The sequence below is a fragment of the Nocardiopsis metallicus genome, from assembly GCF_014201115.1.
Taxonomy (GTDB): Bacteria; Actinomycetota; Actinomycetes; order Streptosporangiales; family Streptosporangiaceae; genus Nocardiopsis; species Nocardiopsis metallicus.
The window spans coordinates 3,059,870-3,083,080 of record NZ_JACHDO010000001.1 but is presented as its reverse complement, the minus strand read 5'-3'; the positions used below and the strand labels follow the sequence as shown (position 1 = coordinate 3,083,080).

Sequence of the window (23,211 nt, the reverse complement as noted above, 5' to 3'; positions counted from 1 at the left end):
TCGGCCGGGAAGGGCGTTCGTATGGCTGATCACCGTATCCACCTGGAACGCGTCTACGACGAGGTCCGTGCCGAGGAACACCCCGGGCAGGAGGGTGCTCTCCCGCCCGGGCCCCGGTTCCTCGTGGACCGCCTGTGGCCCCGGGGTGTGCCCAAGAGCGCGGTCGCCGGGCACGCCTGGGTCAGGGACGTCGCTCCCAGCCCGGGGCTGCGCACGTGGTTCGGGCACGCCCCGAGCCGCTTCGCCGAGTTCGCGGAGCGCTACAGGGCTGAGCTGGAAGCGCGACCCGGGGTGCTCGAACCGATCCTGGCGGCCGCGCGCCGGGGGCCGGTCACCCTGCTGTACGCGGCCAGGGACACCGAGCACAACCACGCGGTCGTTCTCCGGGACCACCTGGAGTCGCAGCTGTCCCCTTCCGGTTCCCGGAGCGCCTCCCGAGCTCCGGGAGCAATTGACCGCACACCGCCACGAAGGCCGACACGCCGCCTCTGAGCAGGGCGGGGGGATCGACGACACGCCGTGCGGGGGTCGGCGTAAAGGCCCGAGTCACGTAGTCTGCAACGAGAAAGCCGCCCGGGGCAGGGCCTCGTGTCGGCTATTCCGGTACCAGGGTGTGCGGTGCCGGTGTTCTGCCAGAACAAGGGGAGGATCGCAGCGATGGCGATGACCGGCGTGGTGAAGGATGAGTTGAGCCGGTTGGCGATCCTCAAGCCATGCTGCCGCAAGGCGGAGGTGTCCACCATCCTGCGGTTCACCGGAGGCCTGCACCTCGTGGGCGGCCGGATCGTGATCGAGGCCGAGCTCGATACGGGGGCCGCCGCCAGACGTCTGCGCAAGGACATCTCCGAGGTCTTCGGGCACGAGTCCGAGGTCGTGGTGCTCTCCCCGAGCGGCCTGCGCAAGGGCAACCGGTACGTGGTCCGGGTGATCAAGGACGGCGAGTCCCTGGCCCGCCAGACCGGCCTGGTGGACAACAACGGGCGCCCGGTGCGCGGTCTGCCCCGGCACGTGGTCGCGGGCGGCGCCTGTGACTCGGAGTCCGCCTGGCGCGGCGCCTTCATCGCGCACGGTTCGCTGACCGAACCGGGCCGCTCGATGTCGCTGGAGGTCACCTGCCCCGGCCCGGAGGCGGCGCTGGCCCTGGTCGGCGCGGCCCGCCGCCTGAAGGTGCACGCCAAGGCCCGCGAGGTGCGCGGGGTCGACCGGGTGGTGGTGCGCGACGGCGACTCCATCGGTGCGCTGCTGACCCTGCTGGGCGCCCACCAGAGCGTTCTGGCCTGGGAGGAGCGGCGGATGCGCCGGGAGGTGCGGGCGACCGCCAACCGGCTGGCCAACTTCGACGACGCCAACCTGCGGCGCAGCGCCCGGGCCGCGGTCGCGGCCGGCGCGCGTGTGGAGCGGGCCCTGGAGATCCTGGGAGAGGATGCCCCCAAGCACCTGGTGGCCGCCGGCCAGCTGCGGCTGGCGCACAAGCAGGCGTCCCTGGAGGAGCTGGGTCAGCTGTCGGTCCCGCCGCTGACCAAGGACGCGATCGCCGGGCGTATCCGCAGGCTGCTGGCCATGGCGGACAAGCGGGCCAGCGACCTGGGCATCGAGGGAACCGAGGCGAACCTCACTCCTGACATGCTGGTTCCCTGAGGCCGTAGGACCCTCTCATCAGGGCACGAGTGCTCTGGAACACATCGGCAACACCGATGTTCGGCTTTGTTAACTGCGAAAACTCCGGGATAACTTCCGAAAATGGTATAGACCTCTTCGCTTTGCGGTGCCAGGATGGACGCGAATCCGCGAGGGGCGATGAGCCGCTGGGCGGGGGCGAGAACGGTTCCCCGCCAGTGCTCCGCTAGGCTCTTTGTGAACACCTGTTATGCGTTCACGCTGCTCAACACGGTTGGCCCGGGCTGTACCAGTCCCAGCCCCCGGGAGCGGCCGCACGCTCGGGTGAAACTGCTGTGCGACAAAATGAGGAGAATGGTTCCGTGACCATCCGTGTAGGCGTCAACGGCTTCGGTCGGATCGGCCGTAACTTCTGGCGAGCGGTCGCCGCCGGCGGCAGCGACATCGAAATCGTCGCGGTCAACGACCTCACCGACACCAAGACGCTCGCGCACCTGCTCAAGTACGACACCGTGCTCGGCACCCTCGACGGTGACGTCGAGGCCGGCGACGACTTCATCCGCATCGGTGACAAGACCCTCAAGGTCCTCTCCCAGCGCGACCCCGCCCAGCTGCCCTGGGGCGAGCTGAACGTCGACGTCGTCGTCGAGTCCACCGGTATCTTCACCAAGGCCGAGGCCGCCCGCAAGCACATCACCGCCGGCGCCAAGAAGGTCATCATCTCCGCCCCGGCCAAGGGCGAGGACATCACCATCGTGATGGGCGTCAACGACGACAAGTACGACGCCGCCAAGCACGACATCATCTCCAACGCCTCGTGCACCACCAACTGCGTGGCGCCCATGGCCAAGGTCCTCAAGGACGCCTTCGGCATCCAGCAGGGCTTCATGACCACGGTGCACGCGTACACCAACGACCAGGTCATCCTGGACTTCCCGCACTCGGACCTGCGTCGCGCCCGCGCGGCCGCGCAGAACATCATCCCGACCAGCACGGGTGCGGCCAAGGCCACCGCCCTGGTCATCCCCGAGCTCGCGGGCAAGCTGGACGGCATGGCCATGCGCGTCCCCGTGCCGGACGGCTCGGCCACCGACCTGGTCGTGACCCTGGACCGCGAGGTCTCCAAGGACGAGGTCAACGCCGCGTTCAAGGCCGCCGCCGAGGGCGAGCTCAAGGACGTCCTGGTCTACACCGAGGACCCGATCGTCTCCTCCGACATCGTCGGCACCTCGCCCTCCTGCACCTTCGACGCCGGTATGACCATGGCGTTCGGCAACCAGGTCAAGATCCTGGGCTGGTACGACAACGAGTGGGGCTACTCCAACCGCCTGGTCGACCTGGCCAAGCTGGTCGGCTCCAACCTGTAACCACCGGGCCCCGACCCGTGGACGCAGTCGCGTGACCCGGCACCCCTTCCGCCTGTGCGCGGCAAGGGGTGCCGTCGCATGCGCCCCTCCCGGCCCAGCGCCGGTGACCCCAGACTTTCGCAACCCCAACGAGGAGACCAGCATGCGGACGATCGACGACCTCGACGTCTCCGGCAAGCGCGTGTTCGTCCGAGCCGACCTGAACGTGCCCCTGGACGGTGAGCGCATCACCGACGACGGCCGTATCCGCGCGGCCCTGCCGACGATCACCAAGCTCCGTGAGCGCGGCGCCCGCGTCATCGTCGCCGCCCACCTGGGCCGCCCCAAGGGCGCCCCGGACCCCCAGTACTCCCTGCGCCCGGTCGCCGCCCGCCTGGGTGAGCTGCTCGGCACCGAGGTCGCCTTCGCCGCCGACACCGCCGGCGCGTCCGCCCGCGCCACCTCCGCCGCCCTCAAGGACGGTGAGGTCGCGCTGCTGGAGAACGTGCGGTTCGAGCCCGGCGAGACCAGCAAGGACGACGCTGAGCGCGGCGAGCTCGCCGACCGCTTCGCCGAGCTCGCCGACCTGTACGTGGGCGACGCCTTCGGTGCCGTCCACCGCAGGCACGCCAGCGTCTTCGACCTGCCCGGCAAGCTTCCGCACGCCGTCGGCGGCCTGGTCCTGGCCGAGGTCGAGGTGCTCAAGAAGCTCACCGAGACCCCCGAACGCCCCTACGCCGTGGCCCTGGGCGGTTCCAAGGTCTCCGACAAGCTCGCCGTCATCGACAACCTCCTCGGCACCGCGGACCGCCTGCTCATCGGCGGCGGCATGGTGTTCACCTTCCTCAAGGCCAAGGGCTACGAGGTCGGCTCCAGCCTCCTGGAGACCGACCAGCTCGACACCGTCCGCGGCTACCTGGAGCGCGCCGAGCGCGAGGGCGTGGAGATCGTCCTGCCGGTGGACGTGGTGGCCGCCGAGAAGTTCGCCGCCGACGCCGCGCACGACGACGTCGACGTCGACGCCATCCCGGCCGACCGCATGGGCCTGGACATCGGCCCCAAGAGCCAGGCGCTGTTCGCCGAGAAGCTGGCCGACGCCCGGACCGTGTTCTGGAACGGCCCCATGGGCGTGTTCGAGCTGGCCCCCTACGCGGGCGGCACGCGCGCCCTGGCCCAGGCCCTCATCGACTCGGGCGCCTTCACCGTGGTCGGCGGCGGCGACTCCGCCGCGGCCGTGCGCTCGCTGGGCTTCGACGAGGCGGCCTTCGGCCACATCTCCACCGGCGGTGGCGCCAGCCTGGAGTACCTGGAGGGCAAGAACCTTCCCGGCATCGACGCCCTCGCCTGACCAGCTCAGCTCAGCAAGCCTCCTCCGACGATTCGAAGAGAGTCAAAGATGACCAAGCGCCAGCCGCTCATCGCGGGCAACTGGAAGATGAACAACAACCACTTCGAGGCGATCGCGCTCGTCCAGAAACTGGCCTTCGCCCTGAAGGACAAGGACTACGACAACGCCGAGGTCGTCGTCCTGCCGCCGTTCACCGACCTGCGCAGCGTGCAGACGCTGGTGGACGGTGACAAGCTGCGCATCGGTTTCGGCGCCCAGGACATCTCCGCGCACGACAAGGGCGCCTACACCGGTGAGATCTCCGGTCCGATGCTCGCCAAGCTGGAGTGCTCCTACGTCCTGGTCGGCCACTCCGAGCGCCGCGAGTACCACAACGAGGACGACGCGGTGGTCAACTCCAAGGTCAAGGCCGCCTTCAAGCACGGCATCGCGCCGATCCTGTGCGTGGGCGAGGGCCTGGAGGTGCGCAAGGCCGGGCAGCAGGTCGAGCACGTCCTGTCCCAGTTGGACGGCGCCCTGAAGGAGATCCCGGCCGAGCAGGCCGAGAAGATCGTCATCGCCTACGAGCCCGTGTGGGCCATCGGAACCGGCGAGGTCGCCACCCCCGAGGACGCCCAGGAGGTCTGCGCCGCGATCCGCGTCCGCCTGGCGGAGCTGTACTCCTCCGAGGTCTCCGGTGCGGTCCGCGTGCTCTACGGCGGTTCGGTCAAGGGTGACAACGCCGGTGACATCATGGCCAAGGACGATGTCGACGGCGCCCTGGTCGGCGGTGCCAGCCTGAAGGCCGACGAGTTCGCCAAGATCATCCGTTTCAACGAGAACGGCTGACCAAACGTCTTGCGAAACCCGGCCCGTCACTCTCTGGCGTCCAGGAGTGACGGGCAGGGTGCCCGACAGGTGCCCCGGTCGGGCTAGACTTCGCTGTGGGGATTCCCGTGCCTCGTGGTTTCCCCTCCCGTGCCGCCAGCGGCACGGTAAAATCCGAAAACGTCCCCGGTCTCCTCCTTCCGCGACCCGCTCCCGCTCGGCTCCCTCATGCCGTCGCTGGTGCGGGTGGGGAAAGGGGGGCCGAGGTGTCCATCCCCCCGCTGCGGGGTCGAGCTACGGGTGAGCGTGTGATCCTCGGTCTGTCCATCTTCGTGATGCTTCTCAGCGTGCTGTTGATCCTCCTTGTGCTGATGCACAAGGGCAAGGGCGGCGGCCTGTCCGACATGTTCGGCGGTGGCGTCACGTCCTCGCTCGGCGGATCGTCGGTTGTCGAGCGCAACCTCGACCGGATGACCGTGGTCGTCGCGGTCGTGTGGATCCTGACGATCGTCGTTCTCGGCCTGCTGATCAACCGGGGAATGTAGCGCGCCGATCGGCCGCAGGCCCCTCGTCCAGTCAATCTCGCGCGAGTACATGAGCGAGTTCGCCGAAGGAGTTATTCGTGGGTAGTGGCAGTGCCATCCGTGGCAGCCGAGTCGGAGCCGGCCCTATGGGCGAGGCGGAGCGGGGCGAGGCTGCTCCCCGTGTCCGGGTTCCGTTCTACTGTGCGAACTTGCACGAGGTCATCCCCAGCTTCGCCAGCGAAGCCGCGGTCCCCGACGAGTGGGACTGCCCGCGTTGCGGTTTCCCCGCGGGCAAGGACAAGGCCAACCCGCCCTCGCCGCCGCGCACCGAGCCGTACAAGACGCACCTGGCGTACGTGAAGGAGCGTCGTAGCGAGGAGGAGGGCAAGCTCATCCTCGACGAGGCCCTCGCCAAGCTCCGTGCCGACCGTGCCGCGGTCGAGGCCCACATGCGGGCTTCCCAGAACTAGTCTTGAGCGCGCCGCGCCCCCTTCGGGCGTCCGGTGCGCCGTCGGGGCCCGCCACCGGATCAACACCGGTGGCGGGCCCCGACGCGTGCCTGGATCCAGGTCCGGCCTGCCCGGAGTGTGCCCGGATCACAGGTCCGAGTCGCTCGGATCAGTGCCCACTGTGACCAGATCAGGCCCAGGGTCCCGAGAAAGACATGAGGAAACCACAGACCTTCTCATTCTCGGGACTGATGTGGCTGGTGGGAAATACGATGACCGACACACCCCCGAAGCCCCCTTCCTGAGGAGTTGGTGTCGATGTCAGCGTGCCCTACCGGCGGGGACCACGACTGGATTCTCGGCGACGACCGCAAGTTCCAGTGCGCCAAGTGCGGAGCTCAGAGCGCCAGGCGGTTCTGAGTCACCCCGCCCGGCCGGGCGGTACCCCGGGCCTCGGGTTCGTTCTTGGCCTTGGCCCGCCAGGTCACGGGTCGCCCCAGGCTCTCGGCGACCCCCTTGGCCCAGCGCTCCAACGGCGCGAACCGCGCCTCCCCCTCCTCGTCGAGCATCGTCTGCCCCCGGTAGACGATCCCCTCGATCGCCAGGACCTCCCCGTCCACCAGGAGCGCGGTCTCGTACTCTCGTGTGCTGCGCCTCATGGGACAGGACTGTAGCGCCGGTGAGCGCCGGACATCAGGCGTTTGCCGGGATTGACCGAACACGGCCGCACGCGAACGACAAACCGGGGTGAGCCACCGCACCAAGCACACCGGAACCTTGGAAGAATGGGGGGTATGGCTTCCCCCGAACCACCGGACGTCACCCCTGCCGCACGGGGCGTCCCCTCGGACCTGACCCAGCCACCCGCGAGCGTGTCCCACCTGCGCCGCTACGTCAGCCTGCGCGGCCCCAACGCGCGTATGTGGATGACCGCGGCCTACTTCTCCGCCGGCCTCACCCTGGGGTTCCTGGTGGTGGTGGGCTCCATGTTCTGGCACGTGCTGCGCGAGGAGACCACGGTCGGCTCCGTCACGCTGTGGGCGTTCGCTGCGCTGGTCATGTTCTTCATCGGCCCGGGCAGCAACGTCTTCCTGGTACGCGGGCTGCCCCAGCGCATCACCCGCCAGGGCATCAGCGCCGACAGCGACGGCGTCACCGTGCTCCAGGAGCGCAAGTGGTGGTTCCCCGGCGAGGGCACCTTCATCGCCTGGCCGGAGATCCGCCGCGTCCGCGAGGTGCACACCGGCGGGCGCAGGGTCACCTACTTCATCGAGTTCGCACTGGACACCATCCGCACCGATCCCGAACTGCCCAGCTGGGCCGAGACCCCCGAGAGCCTCGACCTGGAGGTCGACCCCGAGGCGGCCACGCAGTTCTTCGTGCAGGTACCGCGCGACCGCAAGGAGCACATCCTCAAGATGGTGGAGCGCACCGCGCCGCTGCCCGCCATCGTCGAACGGTCCCGGCCGCTGCGTTCACGCCACGCCTGATCCGGACGCTGGCGGGTGGATCAGGCGCGGCCGCTGAGTCTTCGGGTGAGCTCCCCGGCGGCGTCCCGCACCCGCGAGGCCAGCGCCCGCGGGGTGACCGGACGCGCGCTGGGAACCGTCAGGCTGATCGCCGCGGCGGGCCGTCCGTTGTGGTCCGCGGCGGCCGCCGCCACCGACAGGAAGCCCTCGGTGACCTGGCCGCTCTCGATCGACCACCCCTGCTGGCGCTCCTCGCCGAGCAGCGTGCGCAGTTCCCCCGGTGTGCCCGGCCCTCGTCCGGTGCGGTCGGTGAAGGCCGCCGCGTCCGGGTACAGGGCGCGCACCTGCGCGCGCGGCAGCTGGGCCAGCATCGCCCGCCCCGAAGCGGTCAGATGCGCGGGCAGCCGCACCCCCACCCCGGTGATGAGCGTGGGCGCGTGCGGCGGCTGCTCCTTCAACAGGTACAGGGTGTCGGCGCCGTGCAGCACCCCCAGGTGCGCGGTGGCCCCGGTGGTCTCGGTCAACTGGTGCAGCAAGGGGCGCGCCAGCCGCTCGATCCCGTCGTGGCGCAGGTACGCCGACCCGATCTCGAAGGCCGCCACCCCCAGCCCCCACCGCCGCTCCTCGGGCAGATGGGTCACGAACCCCTCCTCGGCCATCGCCTCCAGTAGCTGGTAGACGCTGGACCGGGGAAGGTCGAGCCCGTTGGCGATCGCCGAGGCGGAGACGGGCCCGGGCCGCGACGCCAGGAACCGCAGCAGCCGTAGCGCACGGGTGGCCGCCGGCACAACACTCATCCCCTCATCTTCGCACGGGCGCTCTTTCAGTGTCGCCATGGGCATTTCACGCCCACCTGTGGCGCCAAAATGCATGTGCTTATGCTCGCCCTCTTGCTGCTGTGGCGCCATGGTTGCTATTCAGTTGACTTCCTCCCCACGGCTAAAGCCGGGGGATCCCAACCAGCGGCAACGCCAGTTGGAGAGGTACTCCCTCGCGGGTTCCCTCAGGTTCCTGCTTCGCAGACCAGGTAACCCCGAGGTCTCCACAGGCTGGCACCGCATGCCCTGCGGCGCGAAAAATGTTCTTGGCGGCGTTCACGTCCGCGTGATCCCGGTGCCCGCAGGCGGTGCACTCGAATGTCGCTTGGCTCTTGCGACTCTCCGAGTCCACGTGCCCGCAGGGGTAGCAGGTCTGGGACGTGTATGCCGGGTTGACCTTGACAATCCGGGTGCCCGTGTACCGGGCAACGTTGGTGAGAGCGAGTTCGAGCCGGTGCCATCCCTTGTCGAGGATGGCCCGGTTCAACCCTGCCTTCTGCGCCACCCGTTTCCCGGGATGTGCGGCTGTGCCCTTCGCGGACGCCGTCATGCCCTTGGTGTTGAGGTCCTCCAGAACCACCGTGGCATGGTCCCGGGCCAGCCGGTTCGCGGTGTACGCACAAAAGTCCGTGCGCCGGTCCACCGCACGCGAACTGATCCGCCCCATGGATCCGAGGGTCGTGGAACGGTTCGCGCTGCCCTTCTCTTGGCGGGCGAGCTTCTTCTGGAGCTTGAGGTATCGGGTCTTCTCGCCCTCGGTGGTGAACTCGCGGTCGTGGAAGGTTCCGTCGCTGGTGGTCGCGGCTACCTTCACCCCCCGGTCCACACCAACCGCGCTGTCTGGGCGGGCGTGCTGTTGGGGGGTGAGCTGTCCGTCCTCGACGAGGAACGACACAAACCACTGGCCGCTCTTACACGAGACGGTCGCGGACCGGATCTGCCCGCTGATGGGGCGGGACATGCGGAACCGCACCCACCCAAGCTTGGGTAGCTTGGCTCGACCCCACCGGCGGTTCAGCTTCTCCACAGTGATGAGGTTCCCAGCAGGGAAACGGAACGAGGGGTTCCACCTGGCCTTGGCGCGGAAACGGACGTTGAATGTTCCGTGCTCACGGCACGCCCGGTCCAGGTCCTTCAACGTCTGCTGGAGGATGTGCGACGGGGCGGCCCTCAGCCAGGTCTCCTCGGTCTTGGCCTCCGCCAACTCGCGGGCTTGCAGGTGGTATCCGCAGAACTGGCCGTCGCGGCCCCGGGTGTATCGGTCGACGTACTGGCGGCGCTGGTCCAGGGCGGTGTTCCACACCGCACGGCAGATCGCCCCGAACGCGATACACGAAGCTTCCTGTTCTTCAGTGAGTTCGATCCGGTACCGCTGACCAGCCAGCATGGAACACCCCCTTTCCTCAGCGGCTCTTCTGGTTCTCCACGTACTTCTTGATCTGCTCCAACGGCGCACCGCCCACGGTGGCGACGAAATAGGAGTTCGTCCACAAAGTCGGAAGCCGCGACTTCAGTGTGGGGAACTCCTGCCGCAACAAGCGGGAGGAACGCCCCTTGATCGCCTTGACGAGCCGGTGCACCCCGAACTGGGGGTCGACCTCGACGAGCAGGTGCACGTGGTCGGGCATGACCTCCATCTGGACCAGCCAGGCGCCCTTCTCGGTAACGGCCTCGCGGACGATCTCCTTCAGTCGTTCCTCGATGCGCCCTCCGAGAACCGGGCGCCGGTACTTGGGGCACCACACGACATGGAAGGCGCATTGGAACGTGATGTTCGCGTTGGAGCGCAAGGTGACAGCCACACCAAACAGTATATAGCAAGGATCTATCTACTGTTGTCTGTGAGGCGAAGCATCTCTGTGGGGCGGCTGTCCCCAGGGCCGAAGCCCGGGGTCTGCGCCGCCAAAGAACGGATCAAGGATGTTCCGGACGAGGTCAGAGAGGCGCTGACGGCGGAAGTCAAGAGGTCGGGCAAGTCGCTCCAGGCCTACCTGCTCGGCCTTCTGGAGAAGGAAGCCCGCTTTGCGCGCAACAGGGAGATCGTGGAGCAGACGCCCTTGCCGGGAGCCGACCTGAGTATGGATGAGATCGTCGCCGCAGTGCGCGAAGCCCGAGGTGACAGCGGATCCGGGACTGAAAGCGGAGCCGCGTGATCGTTGTTGACACTTCAGTACTGATCGATCTCTACGCGGGGTCGCCCGGGCGCACGTCCAACACGGTTCGAAAGGTGGTGGGGTCGAACGTCGAATGGTACGCGCCGAGCCATCAGCCGGTCGAACTGCTCAATTCGCTGCGTGCACTGGTCCTGGGGCGGAAGCTCTCCGCCGCCGACGCAGAGGCCGCTCGCAAGCTCTACGGTTTGCAGACGATCGCGTATATCGAAGTGGTGGGTTCCGTCGCAGACCGGGTCTGGGAACTGCGGAACAACCTGACGGCCTACGACGCGGCCTATGTGGCGCTGGCTGAGGCCCTGGACTGCGCTCTGGTCACCGGTGACGCTCGCCTGGCGGCCGCACCGGGGCTCAGGTGCGAGGTGCGGGTGATCCGGTAGGCCAGCCCTGGGGTGTCTGGGATTTCGGACAGAACTCACGTGTTGGCACTTCCGGCGGGGTTGCGGACAAGGTCGAATGGGGGCATGTCCACAGCAGTTGCTTCCGTAGCCGTCGGCGGTGCCCCGCTCACCCCGGCCCAGGTCCTGTCCGTCGCCCGCGATGGCGCCCGCGTCGTTCTCAGCGAGGAGACCCGCAAGGCCGTGCGCCACGGCCGTGAACAGGTCGAGGCGCTCGCCCGGGGCGAGGTCCCCGCCTACGGGGTCAGCACCGGTTTCGGTGCCCTGGCCACCCGGCACATCGCCCCCGACCTGCGCGCCCGTCTCCAGCGCTCGCTGATCCGCTCGCACGCCGCCGGGGCCGGCCCCGAGGTGGAGCGCGAGGTCGTGCGCGCCCTGATGCTGCTGCGGCTGCGCACGCTGGCCTCGGGCAACACCGGGGTCGAGGTCGCCACCGTCGAGACCCTCGCCGCCCTGCTCAACGCCCAGATCACCCCGGTCGTGCACGAGTACGGCAGCCTGGGCTGCTCCGGCGACCTGGCGCCGCTGTCCCACGTGGCCCTGGCACTGATGGGCGAGGGCCGGGTGCGCGACGCCGACGGCGAGCTCAAGGACGCCCAGGAGGCCCTGGCCGCGGCCGGCGTCCAGCCGGTGGAGCTCGGCGCCAAGGAGGGCCTGGCTCTCATCAACGGCACCGACGGCATGCTCGGCATGCTCGCCATGGCCTGCATGGACCTGGAGCGCCTGCTCAAGGTCGCCGACATCACCGCCGCCATGAGCGTCGAGGCCCTGCTGGGCACCGACCGCGTCTTCGCCGAGGAGCTCCAGCGCCTGCGCCCGCACCCCGGCCAGGCCGCCTCCGCCGCCAACCTGCGCGCGATGCTCGCGGACTCGCCGATCGTCGCCTCCCACCGGGGCCCGGACTGCAACCGCGTCCAGGACGCCTACTCGCTGCGCTGCGCCCCCCAGGTCGCCGGGGCCGCCCGCGACACCCTGTCCCACGCCCTGCTCGTGGCCGGGCGCGAACTGGACAGCGTCATCGACAACCCCGTCGTGCTCGACGACGGCCGCGTGGAGTCCAACGGCAACTTCCACGGGGCTCCGGTCGCCTACGTGCTGGACTTCCTGGCCGTGGCCGTGGCCGACACCGCCTCGATCGCCGAGCGCCGCACCGACCGCATGCTCGACGTCTCCCGCTCCCACGGCCTCCCGGCCTTCCTCGCCGACGACCCCGGCGTGGACTCGGGGCACATGATCGCCCAGTACACCCAGGCCGCCATCGTCTCCGAGCTCAAGCGCCTGGCCGTGCCCGCCAGCGTCGACTCGATCCCCAGCTCGGCCATGCAGGAGGACCACGTGTCCATGGGCTGGTCGGCCGCGCGCAAGCTGCGCCGGGCCGTGGACGGACTCACGAACGTGCTGGCCGTGGAGCTGCTCACCGCCGCCCGCGCCCTGGACCTGCGCTCCCCGCTGGAGCCCGGCCCCGCGACCGGCGCGGTCCTGCGCACCGTGCGCGAGAAGGTCGGCGGCCCCGGCCCCGACCGCTACCTGGCCCCCGAGATCGCCGCGGTGGCCGCCCTGGTCGCCGACGGTTCGGTGGTCGCGGCCGCCGAGTCCGTCACCCCGCTCGCCTAGCACCAGCCCCGCCCCCTCCGCTGTCGAAGGAGACCACGATGAGCAACCCACGCACCGTCCGCGCCGCCCGCGGCCTCACCCTGTCGGCCAAGGGCTGGCAGCAGGAGGCGGCCCTGCGCATGTTCCACAACAACCTCGACCCCGAGGTCGCCGAGCACCCCGAGGACCTGGTGGTCTACGGCGGTACCGGCAAGGCCGCCCGCGACTGGCGCAGCTTCGACCGGATCACCGCCTCCCTGCGCGACCTGGAGGGCGACGAGACCCTCCTGGTGCAGTCCGGCCGCCCGGTGGGCATCATGCGCACCCACGAGTGGGCGCCCCGCGTGCTGCTGGCCAACAGCAACCTGGTGGGGGACTGGGCCAACTGGCCCGAATTCCGCCGCCTGGAGGCCGAGGGCCTGACCATGTACGGGCAGATGACCGCCGGTTCGTGGATCTACATCGGCACCCAGGGCATCCTCCAGGGCACCTACGAGACCTTCGCCGCCGTGGCCGCGAAGCTGGGTTCGAAGAAGCACAGTGGGGCAACCCTGGCCGGGACCATCACCCTGACCGCCGGGCTCGGCGGCATGGGCGGCGCCCAGCCGCTGGCCGTCACCATGAACGACGGCGTCGCGATCGTGGTGGAGTGCGACGGCAGCCGGATCGACCGCCGCATCGAGCACCGCTACCTGGACGTGCGCGCCCGCAACCTGGACGAGGCCCTGGAACTGGCCGTGCGCGCCCGCGACGAGCGCCGCCCGCTGTCCATCGGTCTCCTGGGCAACGCCGCCGAGGTCTTCCCCGAACTCCTCTCCCGCGGCGCGCCGATCGACATCGTCACCGACCAGACCTCGGCCCACGACCCGCTCGCCTACCTGCCGGCGGGCGTGGCCTTCGAGGACTGGAAGGACCTGGCCGCGGCCAAGCCCGAGGAGTTCACCGTCCGGGCCCGTGAGTCCATGGCCGCGCACGTGGAGGCCATGGTCGGCTTCCTGGACGCGGGCGCCGAGGTCTTCGACTACGGCAACTCCATCCGCGACGAGGCCCGCGAGGGCGGGTTCACCCGCGCCTTCGACTTCCCCGGCTTCGTGCCCGCCTACATCCGCCCCCTGTTCTGCGAGGGCAAGGGCCCGTTCCGCTGGGCGGCGCTGTCCGGTGACCCGGCCGACATCGCCCGCACCGACCAGGCCGTCCTCGACCTGTTCCCCGAGAACGACCACCTGACCAAGTGGATTCGCATGGCGCAGGAGCGGGTCGCCTTCCAGGGCCTGCCCGCCCGTATCTGCTGGCTGGGCCAGGGCGAGCGCGCCGCCGCCGGTCAGAGGTTCAACGAGCTGGTGGCCTCCGGCGAGATCTCCGCTCCGCTGGCCATCGGCCGCGACCACCTGGACACCGGTTCGGTCGCCTCGCCCTACCGCGAGACCGAGGGCATGAAGGACGGCTCGGACGCCATCGCCGACTGGCCGCTGCTCAACGCGCTGGTCAACACCGCCTCCGGCGCCTCCTGGGTGTCCATCCACCACGGCGGCGGCGTGGGTATGGGCCGCTCCATCCACGCCGGTCAGGTCAGCGTCGCCGACGGCACCGAGCTGGCCGCCGCCAAGTTGCGGCGGGTGCTCACCAACGACCCTGCCATGGGCGTCATCCGCCACGTGGACGCCGGGTACGAGGACGCCGAGCGGGTCGCCGACGCCCACGGCATCCGGGTGCCCATGAAGGAGGGCGAGTGAGCTTCGACCGGCTCTGGGCCGACCTGGCCCCCGTCGGGCGCTCCGCCGACAGCGGTGGCTACCACCGGTACACCTGGGCGGGCGCCGACACCGACGCCCGCGCCTGGTTCACCGAGGCGGCCGCCGCCCGCGGCCTGGAGGTGCGCACCGACCGCAACGGCAACCTGTGGGCGTGGTGGGGCACGCCCGGCCCCGGCGCCGTGGCCACCGGCTCGCACCTGGACTCGGTGCCCGACGGCGGGGCCTTCGACGGCCCCCTCGGTGTGGCCAGCGCCCTGGCCGCCGTGGACGAGCTCCGCTCGCGCGGGTTCACGCCGGCGCGGCCGCTGGTCCTGGGCGTGTTCGTGGAGGAGGAGGGTGGCCGCTTCGGTGTGCCCTGCCTGGGCAGCCGCCTGACCACGGGGGAGATCGACCCCGCCCGCGCCCGCGGCCTCACCGACGCCGCCGGGGCCACCTGGGAACGGGCCATGGAGCAGGCCGGGCTGGACCCCGACCGGATCGGCCCCGACCCCGAACTCCTCGGCTGGCTGGACGTCTTCGTCGAACTGCACGTGGAACAGGGCCGGGCTCTGGAGGACACCGACCATCCCGTCGGCGTGGCCAGCGCGATCTGGCCGCACGGGCGCTGGCGGATGGACTTCACCGGTCGGGCCGACCACGCGGGCACGACCCGTGTGCAGGACCGCAACGACCCCATGCTGCCGTTCGCGCACACGATCCTGGCCGCTCGCGCCCTGGCCGAGAAACACGACGCCCGGGCGACCGTGGCCAAGAGCCTGATCACCCCCAACGGCACCAACGCCATTCCCTCGCTGGTCAGCGCCTGGCTGGACGCGCGGGCCGCCGACGAGGCCACCCTGGCCTCGGTGGTGGAGGGTGTGTGCGAGGCCGCCGAGCGGGCCGCCCGCGACCACGGGGTCACCCACACCATGGCGGCCGAGTCCACTACGCCGCTGGTGGAGTTCTCGCACGACCTGCGCGACCGCCTGGCCGCGATCGTGGGCACCCGCGCCGCCGAGTCCGCCGGGCCGGTCCCGGTCCTGCCCACCGGTGCCGGACACGACGCCGGGGTGCTCTCGGCGCACGTGCCCACGGCGATGCTGTACGTGCGCAACCCCACCGGGGTCTCGCACTCGCCGCAGGAGTGGGCCCGGCCCGAGGACAGCCACGCCGGGGTCCTCGCCCTGGCCGACGTCCTCCAGGACCTGCTCGCCGTTCCGGGAGGGACCTATTGAACACGCAACCGTCGCCCGGATCCCGCCGGTACTGGTGCGAGTGGGCCTGGCTCGGCGGAGAGGCCCCCGAAGCCGGGGTGCTCCTCGAGGTCGACCGCGCCGGACGTCTGGCCTCGGTCAGTCAGGGCGAGCCCCCGGCCGACGCCGAACGCCTGCCCGGGCTCACCCTGCCCGGTCTGGCCAACGCCCACTCGCACGCCTTCCACCGGGCGCTGCGCGGCCGCACCCACAGCGGGGACGGCCGCACCGGGGCGGGGCACGGCGTCGGCGGTCACGGGGGCGGCGGGTCCTTCTGGACCTGGCGCGAGGTGATGTACCGGGCCGCCGAACTCCTGGACCCGGACTCCTACCACCGCCTGGCCCGGGCCGCCTACGCCGAGATGGCCCTGGCCGGGGCGGCCTGCGTGGGCGAGTTCCACTACCTGCACCACGGTCCCGGAGGCCACCGCTACAGCGACCCCAACGCCATGAGTGAGGCCCTGGTCGCGGCCGCCGCCGACGCCGGGATCCGCATCACCCTGCTGGACGTGTGCTACCTGTCCGGCGGGCTCGACGAGCGCGGTTCCCACCTGCCGCTCACCGGACCCCAGCTGCGTTTCGGCGACGACACCGTCGGGGCGTGGGCCGAGCGGGTCAGCGCTTTCACCCCGAGCGGGGCGCACGCGAGGGTCGGTGTCGCCGCCCACTCGGTGCGCGCGGTTCCCAGGACCGACCTGTCCGAGGTGGCGAGGTTCGCCGACCAGGGCGAACTGCCCCTGCACGTGCACGTCTCCGAGCAGCCCGCCGAGAACGCCGCCTGCCTGGCCGCCCACGGGCTCACCCCGGTGCGGGTACTGGCCGAGGCCGGGGCGCTCACCGAACGCACCACCCTGGTGCACGCCACCCACCTCACCGACGCCGACGTGGACACCGTCCGCGCGCACGGGTCCGCCGTGTGCCTGTGCCCGACCACCGAGCGCGACCTCGCCGACGGCCTGCCGCGCACCGGCGACCTCGTGGCCGCCCCGCACCGGGTCCCGCTGAGCCTGGGCACCGACCAGCACGCCCAGCTGGACCTGTTCGAGGAGGCCCGCGCGGTGGAACTGCACGAGCGACTGCGCACCCACCGCCGGGGCACCCTGGGCAGCGGGGCCCTGCTGCGCGCCGCCACCGCGGCCGGGCACACCGGGCTCGGCTGGCACGACGCCGGAACCCTGCTGCCCGGGGCCCGCGCCGACCTGGTCAACGTCCCCCTGGACAGCGTGCGCCTGGCCGGGGCCGACCCCGAACGCGCCACCGACGCCGTGGTCTTCGCGGCCACCGCCGCCGACGTGCGCCACGTGATGGTGGACGGGCGGTGGACCGTCCGCGACGGCGTGCACGTCCGTCTGCCCGACACCGCCCGCGAACTCGACGCCGCCATCAAGGAGCTGCTGTGACCGACCACAGGACCGAGACCGAAGCCGTTCCCGGGACGCCCGGCACGATCCTCGTCGACGCGATCGGCACCCTGGTCACCAACGACCCCGCGCTGGGGGAGGGGCAGCTGGGGGAGATCAGCGACGCCGCCCTGGTGATCGAGGGAGGTCGGGTGGCCTGGGCCGGTCCCCGCGCGCAGGCGCCCGCCGCCGACGCCCGGGTGGACGCGGCCGGACGCTGCGTGCTGCCCGGTTTCGTGGACAGCCACTCGCACATCGTCTTCGCCGGTGACCGCAGCCGCGAGTTCGCCGCCCGGATGAGCGGACAGCCCTACTCCGCGGGCGGCATCCGCACCACCGTGGCCGCCACCCGCGCCGCCACCGAGGCCGAACTCCTCGACGGCGCCCGCCGCTTCGTCCGCGAGGCCCGCGCCCAGGGCACCACCACCCTGGAGGTCAAGTCCGGGTACGGGCTCACCGTCGAGGACGAACGCCGCTCCCTGGAGATCGCCGCCCGGGTCACCGACGAGGTCACCTTCCTGGGCGCGCACGTGGTCGCCCCCGAGTACGCCGACGACCCCGGCGGCTACGTGGACCTGGTCACCGGGCCGATGCTGGACGCCTGCGCCCCGCACGCCCGCTGGGTGGACGTGTTCTGCGAGCGCGGCGCCTTCGACGAGGAGGACTCGCGCCGGGTACTCGCCGCCGGGATCGAGCGCGGCCTGCTGCCCCGCGTGCACGGCAACCAGCTGGGCGAGGGGCCCGGGGTCCGGTTGGCGGTGGAGCTGGAAGCGGCCTCGGTCGACCACTGCACCTACCTGACCGGCGAGGACGTCGACGCCCTCGCCCAGGCCGCCAAGCGGCCCGAACCCACGGTCGCCACGCTGCTGCCCGGGGTGGACTTCTCCACCCGACAGCCCTACCCGAACGCGCGCGCCCTCGTGGACGCCGGCGCGATCGTCGCCCTGGCCAGTGACTGCAACCCTGGTTCGTGCTTCACGTCCAGCCTGGCCTTCTGCATCGCGGTGGGCGTGCGCGACATGGGGCTGACCCCGGACGAGGCCGTGTGGGCGGCCACCAGGGGCGGGGCCCTGGCGCTGCGCCGCACCGACGTGGGCCACCTGGCCCCGGGCGCCCGTGCCGACCTCACGCTTCTGGACGCGCCCAACCACCTCTACCTGGCCTACCGTCCCGGTGTGCCCCAGGTGGCGGCGGTGTGGAAGGACGGTGAAATGGTGGCCGGGCGCCCCTGAGCTGCGGTGTCCCCGGGGCCGGCGTCCCGGCCCGCAGGGAAGCCGACCCGCGGGGGCGTTACCGGATCCTCAGGTGTGGGTTTCGCCCTTGGCCCAGGCGGTGACCAGTTTGTTCGCGTCCGGACGCCTCGGCATCGCCACGATGATCAGGTCACCTTCCCTGATCCTGGTGCGGGGGGTCGGCAGGAGCACATGTGAGCCCCGCACGATCGTGGTCACCAGACCGTGCGGGGGATCCAGCTTCTCCAGCCGTCGGCCGACGATGTACAGACCCGGCGTCGCCCGGACCTCGACCAGTTCGGTGTTGACGTCACTGAGCGGAACGTCCGTGGCCACGGGCGAGAGCGTGTGCTCCTCACCCCGGGTCAGCCCGAGCCAGCGCGCCGCCGTCTGGATGCTCATCCCCTGCACCGCGGCCGATACCAGGACCACGAAGAAGACCACGTTGAAGATGAGTGCGCCATCGGGGTAGCCGGCCACGAACGGGAAGGTGGCCAGCACGATCGGCACCGCGCCGCGCAGCCCCACCCAGCTGATGAAGACCAGTTCCCGCCAGTCGTAGCCGAACCACACCAGGCACAGGAGGACGGATACGGGCCTGGCCACGAGGATGAGGATCAAGGAGACCGCGAGCGCGGGCACGGCGACGGAGGGCAGCTGGGAGGGGAAGACCAGCATCCCCAGCATGAGGAACAGCCCGACCTCGGCGGTGTTGGACAGCCCTTCGTGGAAGCTGCGGATACCGCGGCGGTGCAGGGGTGCCCTGGCGCCGACGATCAGGCCGGTGACGTAGACGGCCAGGAAACCGGACGCTCCCAGCATCGCTGCCGACCCGTAGGAGAGCCCTGCCACCCCCAGCGCGAGCACCGGATAGACCCCGGCGGGACCCAGGTTGACGCGGGTCAGCAACCAGCTTCCGGCGAGGCCGGCCAGAGCGCCCACCGCGATGCCCCCACCCAGCTGTAGGAGGGCGAACACCGTCCAGTCAGCGGGTGTGGGGGCACCCTGCCAAGTGGCCAGGAGCCCGATCGTGAGCATGATGGCGATGGGGTCGTTGGCACCAGACTCCACCTCCAGCAGTGATGCCAGCCGACGGGGCAAGGGGGCGCGGCGCAGCATCGCGAAGACGGCCGCGGCGTCGGTGGAGGCCACGACCGCGCCGATCAGCAAGGCGGTGAGCGGTTCGACGTCCAGCAGCAGGTAAGTGCCCCAGCCCACGAGGCCGGCGGTGATGAGTACGGCGAACGTGGCCAACAGGAACCCTGGCGCGGCCGCGCGCCGGATGTCGCCCGGTTTGGTGGTCAGGCCGCCCTCGAACAGGATGATGAGCAGGGCCACGGAGCCTGCGACCTGGGCCAGTCCGGGGTCCTCGACGCTGACCAGAGCGAGTCCGTCGTCGGCGATCAGCATGCCCAGTGCGAGAAAGAGCAGCAGACCCGGCAGCCTGATCCGGCTGGCGAACCCGGCCGCTACGATGGCTGCTATCAGCAGGGCGCCTACTGCCAGGATCCAACCGTCGGCAGGTAGTTGAACGCTCATCGTCCCCCGTTGTCGGGTATGTGATGGTTTATGGGGAGCTTATCGGTGCTGAGGGGATTCCAGTGGCGCGGACACGGTACGGCGGCGCAGCCGTCGACCATCCGCCAGCTGCTCGTCCCGCTGGACGGCTCCCAAGAGGCCGCCCGTGCGATCGAACCCGCGCTGCGGATCGCCCGCTCCCTGCAGATTCCGGTCGAACTCATGACCGTGCATGACCCCGTACACGGTAAGTGGGCCCAGGACATCGACGAAACCGCTGCCGGTCTGTCCTACGAACACGTCGAGGTCGCCGTGGTGGGCGCAGGTTGGGCCGGTGACGTGATCGTGAATGCGGTCGCCGAGCACCCGGGCACCGTGGTGTGCATGGCCACGCACAACCGGGACCGGTTCTCACGGCTGGTCGCGGGGAGTGTGACCGAGCACGTGCTGCGCTACGCCGAGGCACCGGTGGTGATGGTGGGGCCGCGGTACCTGCCGGGCGAGGCCGAGGGTCTCTTCGAGCGCGCCGTGGTCTGCTGTGATGGCGGTCACCGTGACGAAGTGACGCTCGCCGCCGCCGAGAGCTGGGCCCGACAGCTCAAATTGGAGCTAGAACTCGTGCACGTCCTCGGCGGGGGCGCGGACGACGGCACAGCCGCACGGATCCCGGACGAGGCCGTGCGCCTGGAGGAGAACGGCCTGGCGGCCCGTGCCACGGTGACCACCGGGGCGGATCCCGCTGAGAGACTCATCGAGCTCTTCGCGCAGCGCCCCGGTTCACTGGCGGTACTTGCCAGCCACGCCCGGGTGGGTCTGCCCCGGATCGTGCTGGGCAGTGTCAGCTCCAAGGTGCTGGAGGCCAGCCCGGTCCCACTGCTCCTGACCCGCGTTCCCTGACCGGTCGCCAGCGACCACAGCCCCGGCTCCGGTGGCCGGCCCTGAGACGCCCCGTTGCCCTGGTCGCCGGTCAGCCCTGAGTCCGGGCGCCGACGCGCGCCGCCCGGTCCCGTTCGGCCAACCGGTCTGCGGCGCGCCGCAGCATGGCGCGGATCACGAAGGGGTGCAGTCGGCGGACCACCGCCCAGTACAGCCGACCGCGCCGGTTGTTCAGGCGCACCACCGTGCTCAGGGTGACGCTGCCGGAATCTTCCTCGACCAGGACCGAGGCCCGAAAGTCCAGGTGGCCGGAGTCGGTGCCCAGAAGTACCTCGCCGGGGCGGGACGCGACCGTGTCGAAGGCGGACCGGCCCCCGCGTTCGATGCCGACCAGACCCACCAGCGACTCGCGCAGCAGGAGCAGCGCCATCACCCAGCGGGGCGGGTCGCGGAAGACCGCGTCCGCCCATTCCTGGGGGTCGGTGCTGATGCCCGGGCGCAGGCCCAAGGAGAAGGCTCCTGCGTGGTCCGTCTTCTCGAAGGCCGTGCGGGCGAGCCGCGCCGCTTCCGGTACCGGGCAGGCCCGGGCTCGCTGGCGTGCCACGCGGCGGAGCAGGCGTACCCACGGTGACCAGCGGCGGGCCGGTGGACGCTGCCCGGTCGCGGCGTGTTCGGCGTTGTCGAACAGGTCCTCGATCAGGGCGTCGTGGATCGGGCGGATCACCAGCGGCCACATCAGGAGTGTGCTTCCGCGCGGGCTCGCCTCGATGCGGTGGCGCAGCATCGAGGAGCCGTCGGGGCGTGGCTCGATGGTGAACTCGTGGAAGCCGCCGAGCCCCGTCCGCTGGCCGAACTCGAACCGCACCCGGCGGCCGGGCTCGTACTCGCTCACCCGGTAGCGGATCGGCCCGTGCCCGCCGTCGGCGCCGACCGACAGCGGCCGGTCCAATCGCAGCGGCATCCACTCCGGGTTCGGCCACAGCCGGTCCCGGTCGCCGCCGAGTGCGGCCGTCAGATCGCCCAATGTCTCGGGGGGTGCGGAAACGACCCGTTCATGAGTGTTGTGGACGAGTGCCACGTGGACCTCCATCGAGTTCACCATACGGTGCCGTATGGTGCTTTTCCGTACGGTACCGTATGGCTATGGCCGACGAAAAGACCCGCAAGCGACTCACCGCCGAGGACTGGGCCCGCGCGGCCATGGCAGCGATCAGCGAGGGCGGTCTGAGCGCCGTCGCTGTCGAGCCGATCGCTGCCCGCCTGGGCGCGACCAAGGGCAGCTTCTACTGGCACTTCGCCAACCGCGACGCATTGATCGCGGCGGCGCTGGATCTGTGGGAGCGCGAGCACACCGAGGCCGTGGTCGCATACGTGGAGGCCGAACCGGACGCGCACGCCAAGCTTCGGAGGCTGTTCAGGGACGTGACCGTCTGGGCCGCCAGCGCAGCGGAGAACCGGATCGAGGTCGCCCTGCTCGCCACCGCCTCGCACCCGCTTGTAGCCCCCGCCGTCGCTCGCATCACCGAACACCGGGTCTCCTATGTAGCCTCCCTGTACGAGGAACTGGGCGCCTCCCCCGAGCGGTCGCGGCACCAGGCCCTGCTCGCCTTCACCGCCTGGCTCGGGTACATGCAGCTGGTCCACGCGACCCCCGGGGTACTGCCCGGTGGCGCGGGTGCTTCGGCCTACCTCGACTTCGTCCTCGACCAGTCCGTCACCCCCCAGGGGATCGCGGACGGTTAGCCGTCCGGGTGGCGAGGCCGGGGCCGAGGCCGTCTCCCGCGGTGGCCTTCGGTTCGCATCCGTTCCGGGCGTAGCCGGACGCCGACCGCCGGGCGTAGTCTGGCGCCGGTCGACGCCGAGAATCGGATGGGAAACAGTCATGAGGTACACGGCAATGGCCGGGCTCGCCGCCACGGCACTCGTGCTCACAGCGTGCGCCGGCTCAGAGGAACAGAGCGCTCTCCCGGACGAGACGGGCAACGGGACAGCGGGTGAGGCGGGCGGTGAAGCGGCACCGGAGTCCGGTCCGGGTGCGGAGCTGCTGGCCGAGCACGGCCTCGACGGCCTGACCGCCGAGGAGATCGTGGACCGCCTGGACCTGCTGCCGGTGGACGAACGCCCCACCGACCTCGTCGCCTCCGTGCGCTCCGACGTCCTCGTCCTCGCCGACGGGCCGGAAGGGGAGGAGATTGAACTCGGCCTGCCCGAGGACCTCTTCTACCTGTCGATGGCGCCGTACGTGGGTCACACGCACGACTGCTTCTTCCACAACCTGACCTCCTGTCTGGGTGAGCTGCGCGGCGAGGCCGTCTCCGTGACCGTCACCGACGACTCCGACGGCACCGTGCTGGTGGAGGAGGAGGGGACCACCTTCGACAACGGGTTCGTCGGGTACTGGCTGCCCAGAGGCGTCCACGCCACCGTCACCGTCGAGCACGAAGGCCGGTCCGGCACCGCACGGGTCTCCACGGGCGAGGACGACCCCACCTGCCTGACCACGCTGGAACTCAGCTGAGCGCCAGCGACACCCGGTGTTACACGACGTCCTCGGACGGCACACCGAACTCAACCGCGACCTAACCTCCGCGAAACCTCGGGCCACCACAGTGGAAGCACGTCGGTGCGCGTCCCCGTCGCGGCCACAGCGTCGTGACGC

At 70.7% G+C, this 23,211-nt stretch carries 24 protein-coding genes; 18 read left to right on the top strand and 6 right to left on the bottom strand.

The genetic code is table 11. From position 1 onward, the window contains the following. Positions 1-21 precede the first annotated feature (21 nt). The 7 genes from HNR07_RS13355 (at position 22) to HNR07_RS13325 (ending at position 6,112) form a co-directional block, all read left to right on the top strand. Positions 22-492 (top strand): DUF488 domain-containing protein, encoded by a 471-nt coding sequence (locus tag HNR07_RS13355; protein WP_184365269.1) that lies wholly within the window; start codon positions 22-24, stop codon positions 490-492. Positions 493-657: 165 nt separating this feature from the next. Continuing rightward, positions 658-1,638 (top strand): DNA-binding protein WhiA, encoded by a 981-nt coding sequence (gene whiA, locus HNR07_RS13350; protein WP_017546454.1) that lies wholly within the window; start codon positions 658-660, stop codon positions 1,636-1,638. A 341-nt stretch (positions 1,639-1,979) separates the two neighbouring features. Continuing rightward, complete coding sequence (gap, locus tag HNR07_RS13345) at positions 1,980-2,984, top strand: type I glyceraldehyde-3-phosphate dehydrogenase (RefSeq protein WP_184365268.1); 1,005 nt, start codon at positions 1,980-1,982, stop codon at positions 2,982-2,984. A 142-nt stretch (positions 2,985-3,126) separates the two neighbouring features. After that, entirely contained in the window at positions 3,127-4,311 is a 1,185-nt protein-coding gene (locus HNR07_RS13340; RefSeq protein WP_184365267.1) for a phosphoglycerate kinase, read from the top strand. A 48-nt stretch (positions 4,312-4,359) separates the two neighbouring features. Then, positions 4,360-5,139 carry a triose-phosphate isomerase gene (gene tpiA / locus HNR07_RS13335; RefSeq protein WP_184365266.1) on the top strand — a complete coding sequence of 260 codons (780 nt, stop codon included), beginning with the start codon at positions 4,360-4,362 and terminating at the stop codon, positions 5,137-5,139. Between the two features lie 287 nt (positions 5,140-5,426). Next, positions 5,427-5,663 carry a preprotein translocase subunit SecG gene (gene secG / locus HNR07_RS13330; protein WP_184365265.1) on the top strand — a complete coding sequence of 79 codons (237 nt, stop codon included), beginning with the start codon at positions 5,427-5,429 and terminating at the stop codon, positions 5,661-5,663. A 77-nt stretch (positions 5,664-5,740) separates the two neighbouring features. Then, positions 5,741-6,112, top strand: a complete 372-nt coding sequence (locus tag HNR07_RS13325; RefSeq protein WP_083926821.1) for an RNA polymerase-binding protein RbpA — start codon at positions 5,741-5,743, stop codon at positions 6,110-6,112. A 377-nt stretch (positions 6,113-6,489) separates the two neighbouring features. Here HNR07_RS13325 and HNR07_RS13320 read toward each other — a convergent pair whose 3' ends face one another. Beyond that, on the bottom strand, positions 6,490-6,750 hold the full coding sequence (locus HNR07_RS13320) for a hypothetical protein (RefSeq protein WP_017582643.1): 261 nt from the start codon (positions 6,748-6,750) through the stop codon (positions 6,490-6,492). A 135-nt stretch (positions 6,751-6,885) separates the two neighbouring features. Between HNR07_RS13320 and HNR07_RS13315 the strand changes: the two genes are divergently transcribed. Next, positions 6,886-7,581, top strand: coding sequence for a hypothetical protein (locus tag HNR07_RS13315; RefSeq protein WP_184365264.1), 696 nt, complete (start codon positions 6,886-6,888; stop codon positions 7,579-7,581). Positions 7,582-7,601: 20 nt separating this feature from the next. On the opposite strand, the gene HNR07_RS13310 is transcribed toward HNR07_RS13315, so the two are convergent. The 3 genes from HNR07_RS13310 to tnpA form a co-directional block, all read right to left on the bottom strand. After that, positions 7,602-8,357 carry an IclR family transcriptional regulator gene (locus HNR07_RS13310; RefSeq protein WP_184365263.1) on the bottom strand — a complete coding sequence of 252 codons (756 nt, stop codon included), beginning with the start codon at positions 8,355-8,357 and terminating at the stop codon, positions 7,602-7,604. 142 nt (positions 8,358-8,499) lie between these two features. Beyond that, positions 8,500-9,765, bottom strand: a complete 1,266-nt coding sequence (locus HNR07_RS13305) for an RNA-guided endonuclease InsQ/TnpB family protein (RefSeq protein ID WP_184365262.1) — start codon at positions 9,763-9,765, stop codon at positions 8,500-8,502. A 16-nt stretch (positions 9,766-9,781) separates the two neighbouring features. Then, on the bottom strand, positions 9,782-10,180 hold the full coding sequence (gene tnpA / locus HNR07_RS13300) for an IS200/IS605 family transposase (RefSeq protein ID WP_184365261.1): 399 nt from the start codon (positions 10,178-10,180) through the stop codon (positions 9,782-9,784). 66 nt (positions 10,181-10,246) lie between these two features. On the opposite strand from tnpA, the gene HNR07_RS13295 reads away from it, so the two are divergent. The 7 genes from HNR07_RS13295 to hutI all read left to right on the top strand — a co-directional run bounded on the left by HNR07_RS13295 (position 10,247) and on the right by hutI (position 18,158). Continuing rightward, positions 10,247-10,531 (top strand): hypothetical protein, encoded by a 285-nt coding sequence (locus tag HNR07_RS13295; protein ID WP_184371976.1) that lies wholly within the window; start codon positions 10,247-10,249, stop codon positions 10,529-10,531. Continuing rightward, positions 10,528-10,929, top strand: coding sequence for a type II toxin-antitoxin system VapC family toxin (locus tag HNR07_RS13290; RefSeq protein WP_184365260.1), 402 nt, complete (start codon positions 10,528-10,530; stop codon positions 10,927-10,929). The genes HNR07_RS13295 and HNR07_RS13290 overlap by 4 nt, the downstream gene beginning before the upstream one ends. An 84-nt stretch (positions 10,930-11,013) precedes the next feature. Further along, a complete protein-coding gene (gene hutH, locus HNR07_RS13285; RefSeq protein WP_184365259.1) occupies positions 11,014-12,561 on the top strand; it encodes a histidine ammonia-lyase in 1,548 nt (515 codons plus the stop codon). Positions 12,562-12,599: 38 nt separating this feature from the next. Next, positions 12,600-14,273, top strand: a complete 1,674-nt coding sequence (gene hutU / locus HNR07_RS13280; protein ID WP_184365258.1) for a urocanate hydratase — start codon at positions 12,600-12,602, stop codon at positions 14,271-14,273. Beyond that, on the top strand, positions 14,270-15,508 hold the full coding sequence (locus HNR07_RS13275; RefSeq protein ID WP_184365257.1) for an allantoate amidohydrolase: 1,239 nt from the start codon (positions 14,270-14,272) through the stop codon (positions 15,506-15,508). Before hutU ends, HNR07_RS13275 begins: the two co-directional genes overlap by 4 nt. Then, on the top strand, positions 15,505-16,926 hold the full coding sequence (locus tag HNR07_RS13270) for a formimidoylglutamate deiminase (RefSeq protein ID WP_184365256.1): 1,422 nt from the start codon (positions 15,505-15,507) through the stop codon (positions 16,924-16,926). Before HNR07_RS13275 ends, HNR07_RS13270 begins: the two co-directional genes overlap by 4 nt. Next, positions 16,923-18,158, top strand: coding sequence for an imidazolonepropionase (gene hutI / locus HNR07_RS13265; protein ID WP_184365255.1), 1,236 nt, complete (start codon positions 16,923-16,925; stop codon positions 18,156-18,158). Before HNR07_RS13270 ends, hutI begins: the two co-directional genes overlap by 4 nt. Before the next feature lie 69 nt (positions 18,159-18,227). Here hutI and HNR07_RS13260 read toward each other — a convergent pair whose 3' ends face one another. Continuing rightward, positions 18,228-19,697 carry a potassium/proton antiporter gene (locus tag HNR07_RS13260; RefSeq protein WP_184365254.1) on the bottom strand — a complete coding sequence of 490 codons (1,470 nt, stop codon included), beginning with the start codon at positions 19,695-19,697 and terminating at the stop codon, positions 18,228-18,230. A 45-nt stretch (positions 19,698-19,742) separates the two neighbouring features. Between HNR07_RS13260 and HNR07_RS13255 the strand changes: the two genes are divergently transcribed. Further along, entirely contained in the window at positions 19,743-20,573 is an 831-nt protein-coding gene (locus HNR07_RS13255) for a universal stress protein (protein ID WP_184365253.1), read from the top strand. A 70-nt stretch (positions 20,574-20,643) separates the two neighbouring features. Here HNR07_RS13255 and HNR07_RS13250 read toward each other — a convergent pair whose 3' ends face one another. Then, on the bottom strand, positions 20,644-21,642 hold the full coding sequence (locus HNR07_RS13250; protein ID WP_246420296.1) for a DUF2867 domain-containing protein: 999 nt from the start codon (positions 21,640-21,642) through the stop codon (positions 20,644-20,646). A gap of 53 nt (positions 21,643-21,695) precedes the next feature. Here HNR07_RS13250 and HNR07_RS13245 point away from each other — a divergent pair, with 53 nt between their 5' ends. Beyond that, positions 21,696-22,295 carry a TetR/AcrR family transcriptional regulator gene (locus HNR07_RS13245; protein WP_184365251.1) on the top strand — a complete coding sequence of 200 codons (600 nt, stop codon included), beginning with the start codon at positions 21,696-21,698 and terminating at the stop codon, positions 22,293-22,295. Between the two features lie 139 nt (positions 22,296-22,434). Then, complete coding sequence (locus HNR07_RS13240) at positions 22,435-23,070, top strand: CueP family metal-binding protein (protein WP_184365250.1); 636 nt, start codon at positions 22,435-22,437, stop codon at positions 23,068-23,070. Positions 23,071-23,211 lie beyond the last annotated feature (141 nt).

Excerpts from the sequence above, each read along its gene's own strand:
- tpiA (WP_184365266.1), top strand. The coding sequence starts at position 4,360 with ATGACCAAGCGCCAGCCGCTCATCGCGGGCAACTGGAAGATGAACAAC.
- hutU (WP_184365258.1), top strand. The coding sequence starts at position 12,600 with ATGAGCAACCCACGCACCGTCCGCGCCGCCCGCGGCCTCACCCTGTCG.
- HNR07_RS13320 (WP_017582643.1), bottom strand. The coding sequence starts at position 6,750 with ATGAGGCGCAGCACACGAGAGTACGAGACCGCGCTCCTGGTGGACGGG.
- HNR07_RS13250 (WP_246420296.1), bottom strand. The coding sequence starts at position 21,642 with ATGGAGGTCCACGTGGCACTCGTCCACAACACTCATGAACGGGTCGTT.
- HNR07_RS13305 (WP_184365262.1), bottom strand. The coding sequence starts at position 9,765 with ATGCTGGCTGGTCAGCGGTACCGGATCGAACTCACTGAAGAACAGGAA.
- HNR07_RS13355 (WP_184365269.1), top strand. The coding sequence starts at position 22 with ATGGCTGATCACCGTATCCACCTGGAACGCGTCTACGACGAGGTCCGT.
- HNR07_RS13310 (WP_184365263.1), bottom strand. The coding sequence starts at position 8,357 with ATGAGTGTTGTGCCGGCGGCCACCCGTGCGCTACGGCTGCTGCGGTTC.
- hutH (WP_184365259.1), top strand. The coding sequence starts at position 11,014 with ATGTCCACAGCAGTTGCTTCCGTAGCCGTCGGCGGTGCCCCGCTCACC.
- HNR07_RS13240 (WP_184365250.1), top strand. The coding sequence starts at position 22,435 with ATGAGGTACACGGCAATGGCCGGGCTCGCCGCCACGGCACTCGTGCTC.
- HNR07_RS13315 (WP_184365264.1), top strand. The coding sequence starts at position 6,886 with ATGGCTTCCCCCGAACCACCGGACGTCACCCCTGCCGCACGGGGCGTC.
- HNR07_RS13260 (WP_184365254.1), bottom strand. The coding sequence starts at position 19,697 with ATGAGCGTTCAACTACCTGCCGACGGTTGGATCCTGGCAGTAGGCGCC.
- HNR07_RS13245 (WP_184365251.1), top strand. The coding sequence starts at position 21,696 with ATGGCCGACGAAAAGACCCGCAAGCGACTCACCGCCGAGGACTGGGCC.
- HNR07_RS13340 (WP_184365267.1), top strand. The coding sequence starts at position 3,127 with ATGCGGACGATCGACGACCTCGACGTCTCCGGCAAGCGCGTGTTCGTC.
- whiA (WP_017546454.1), top strand. The coding sequence starts at position 658 with ATGGCGATGACCGGCGTGGTGAAGGATGAGTTGAGCCGGTTGGCGATC.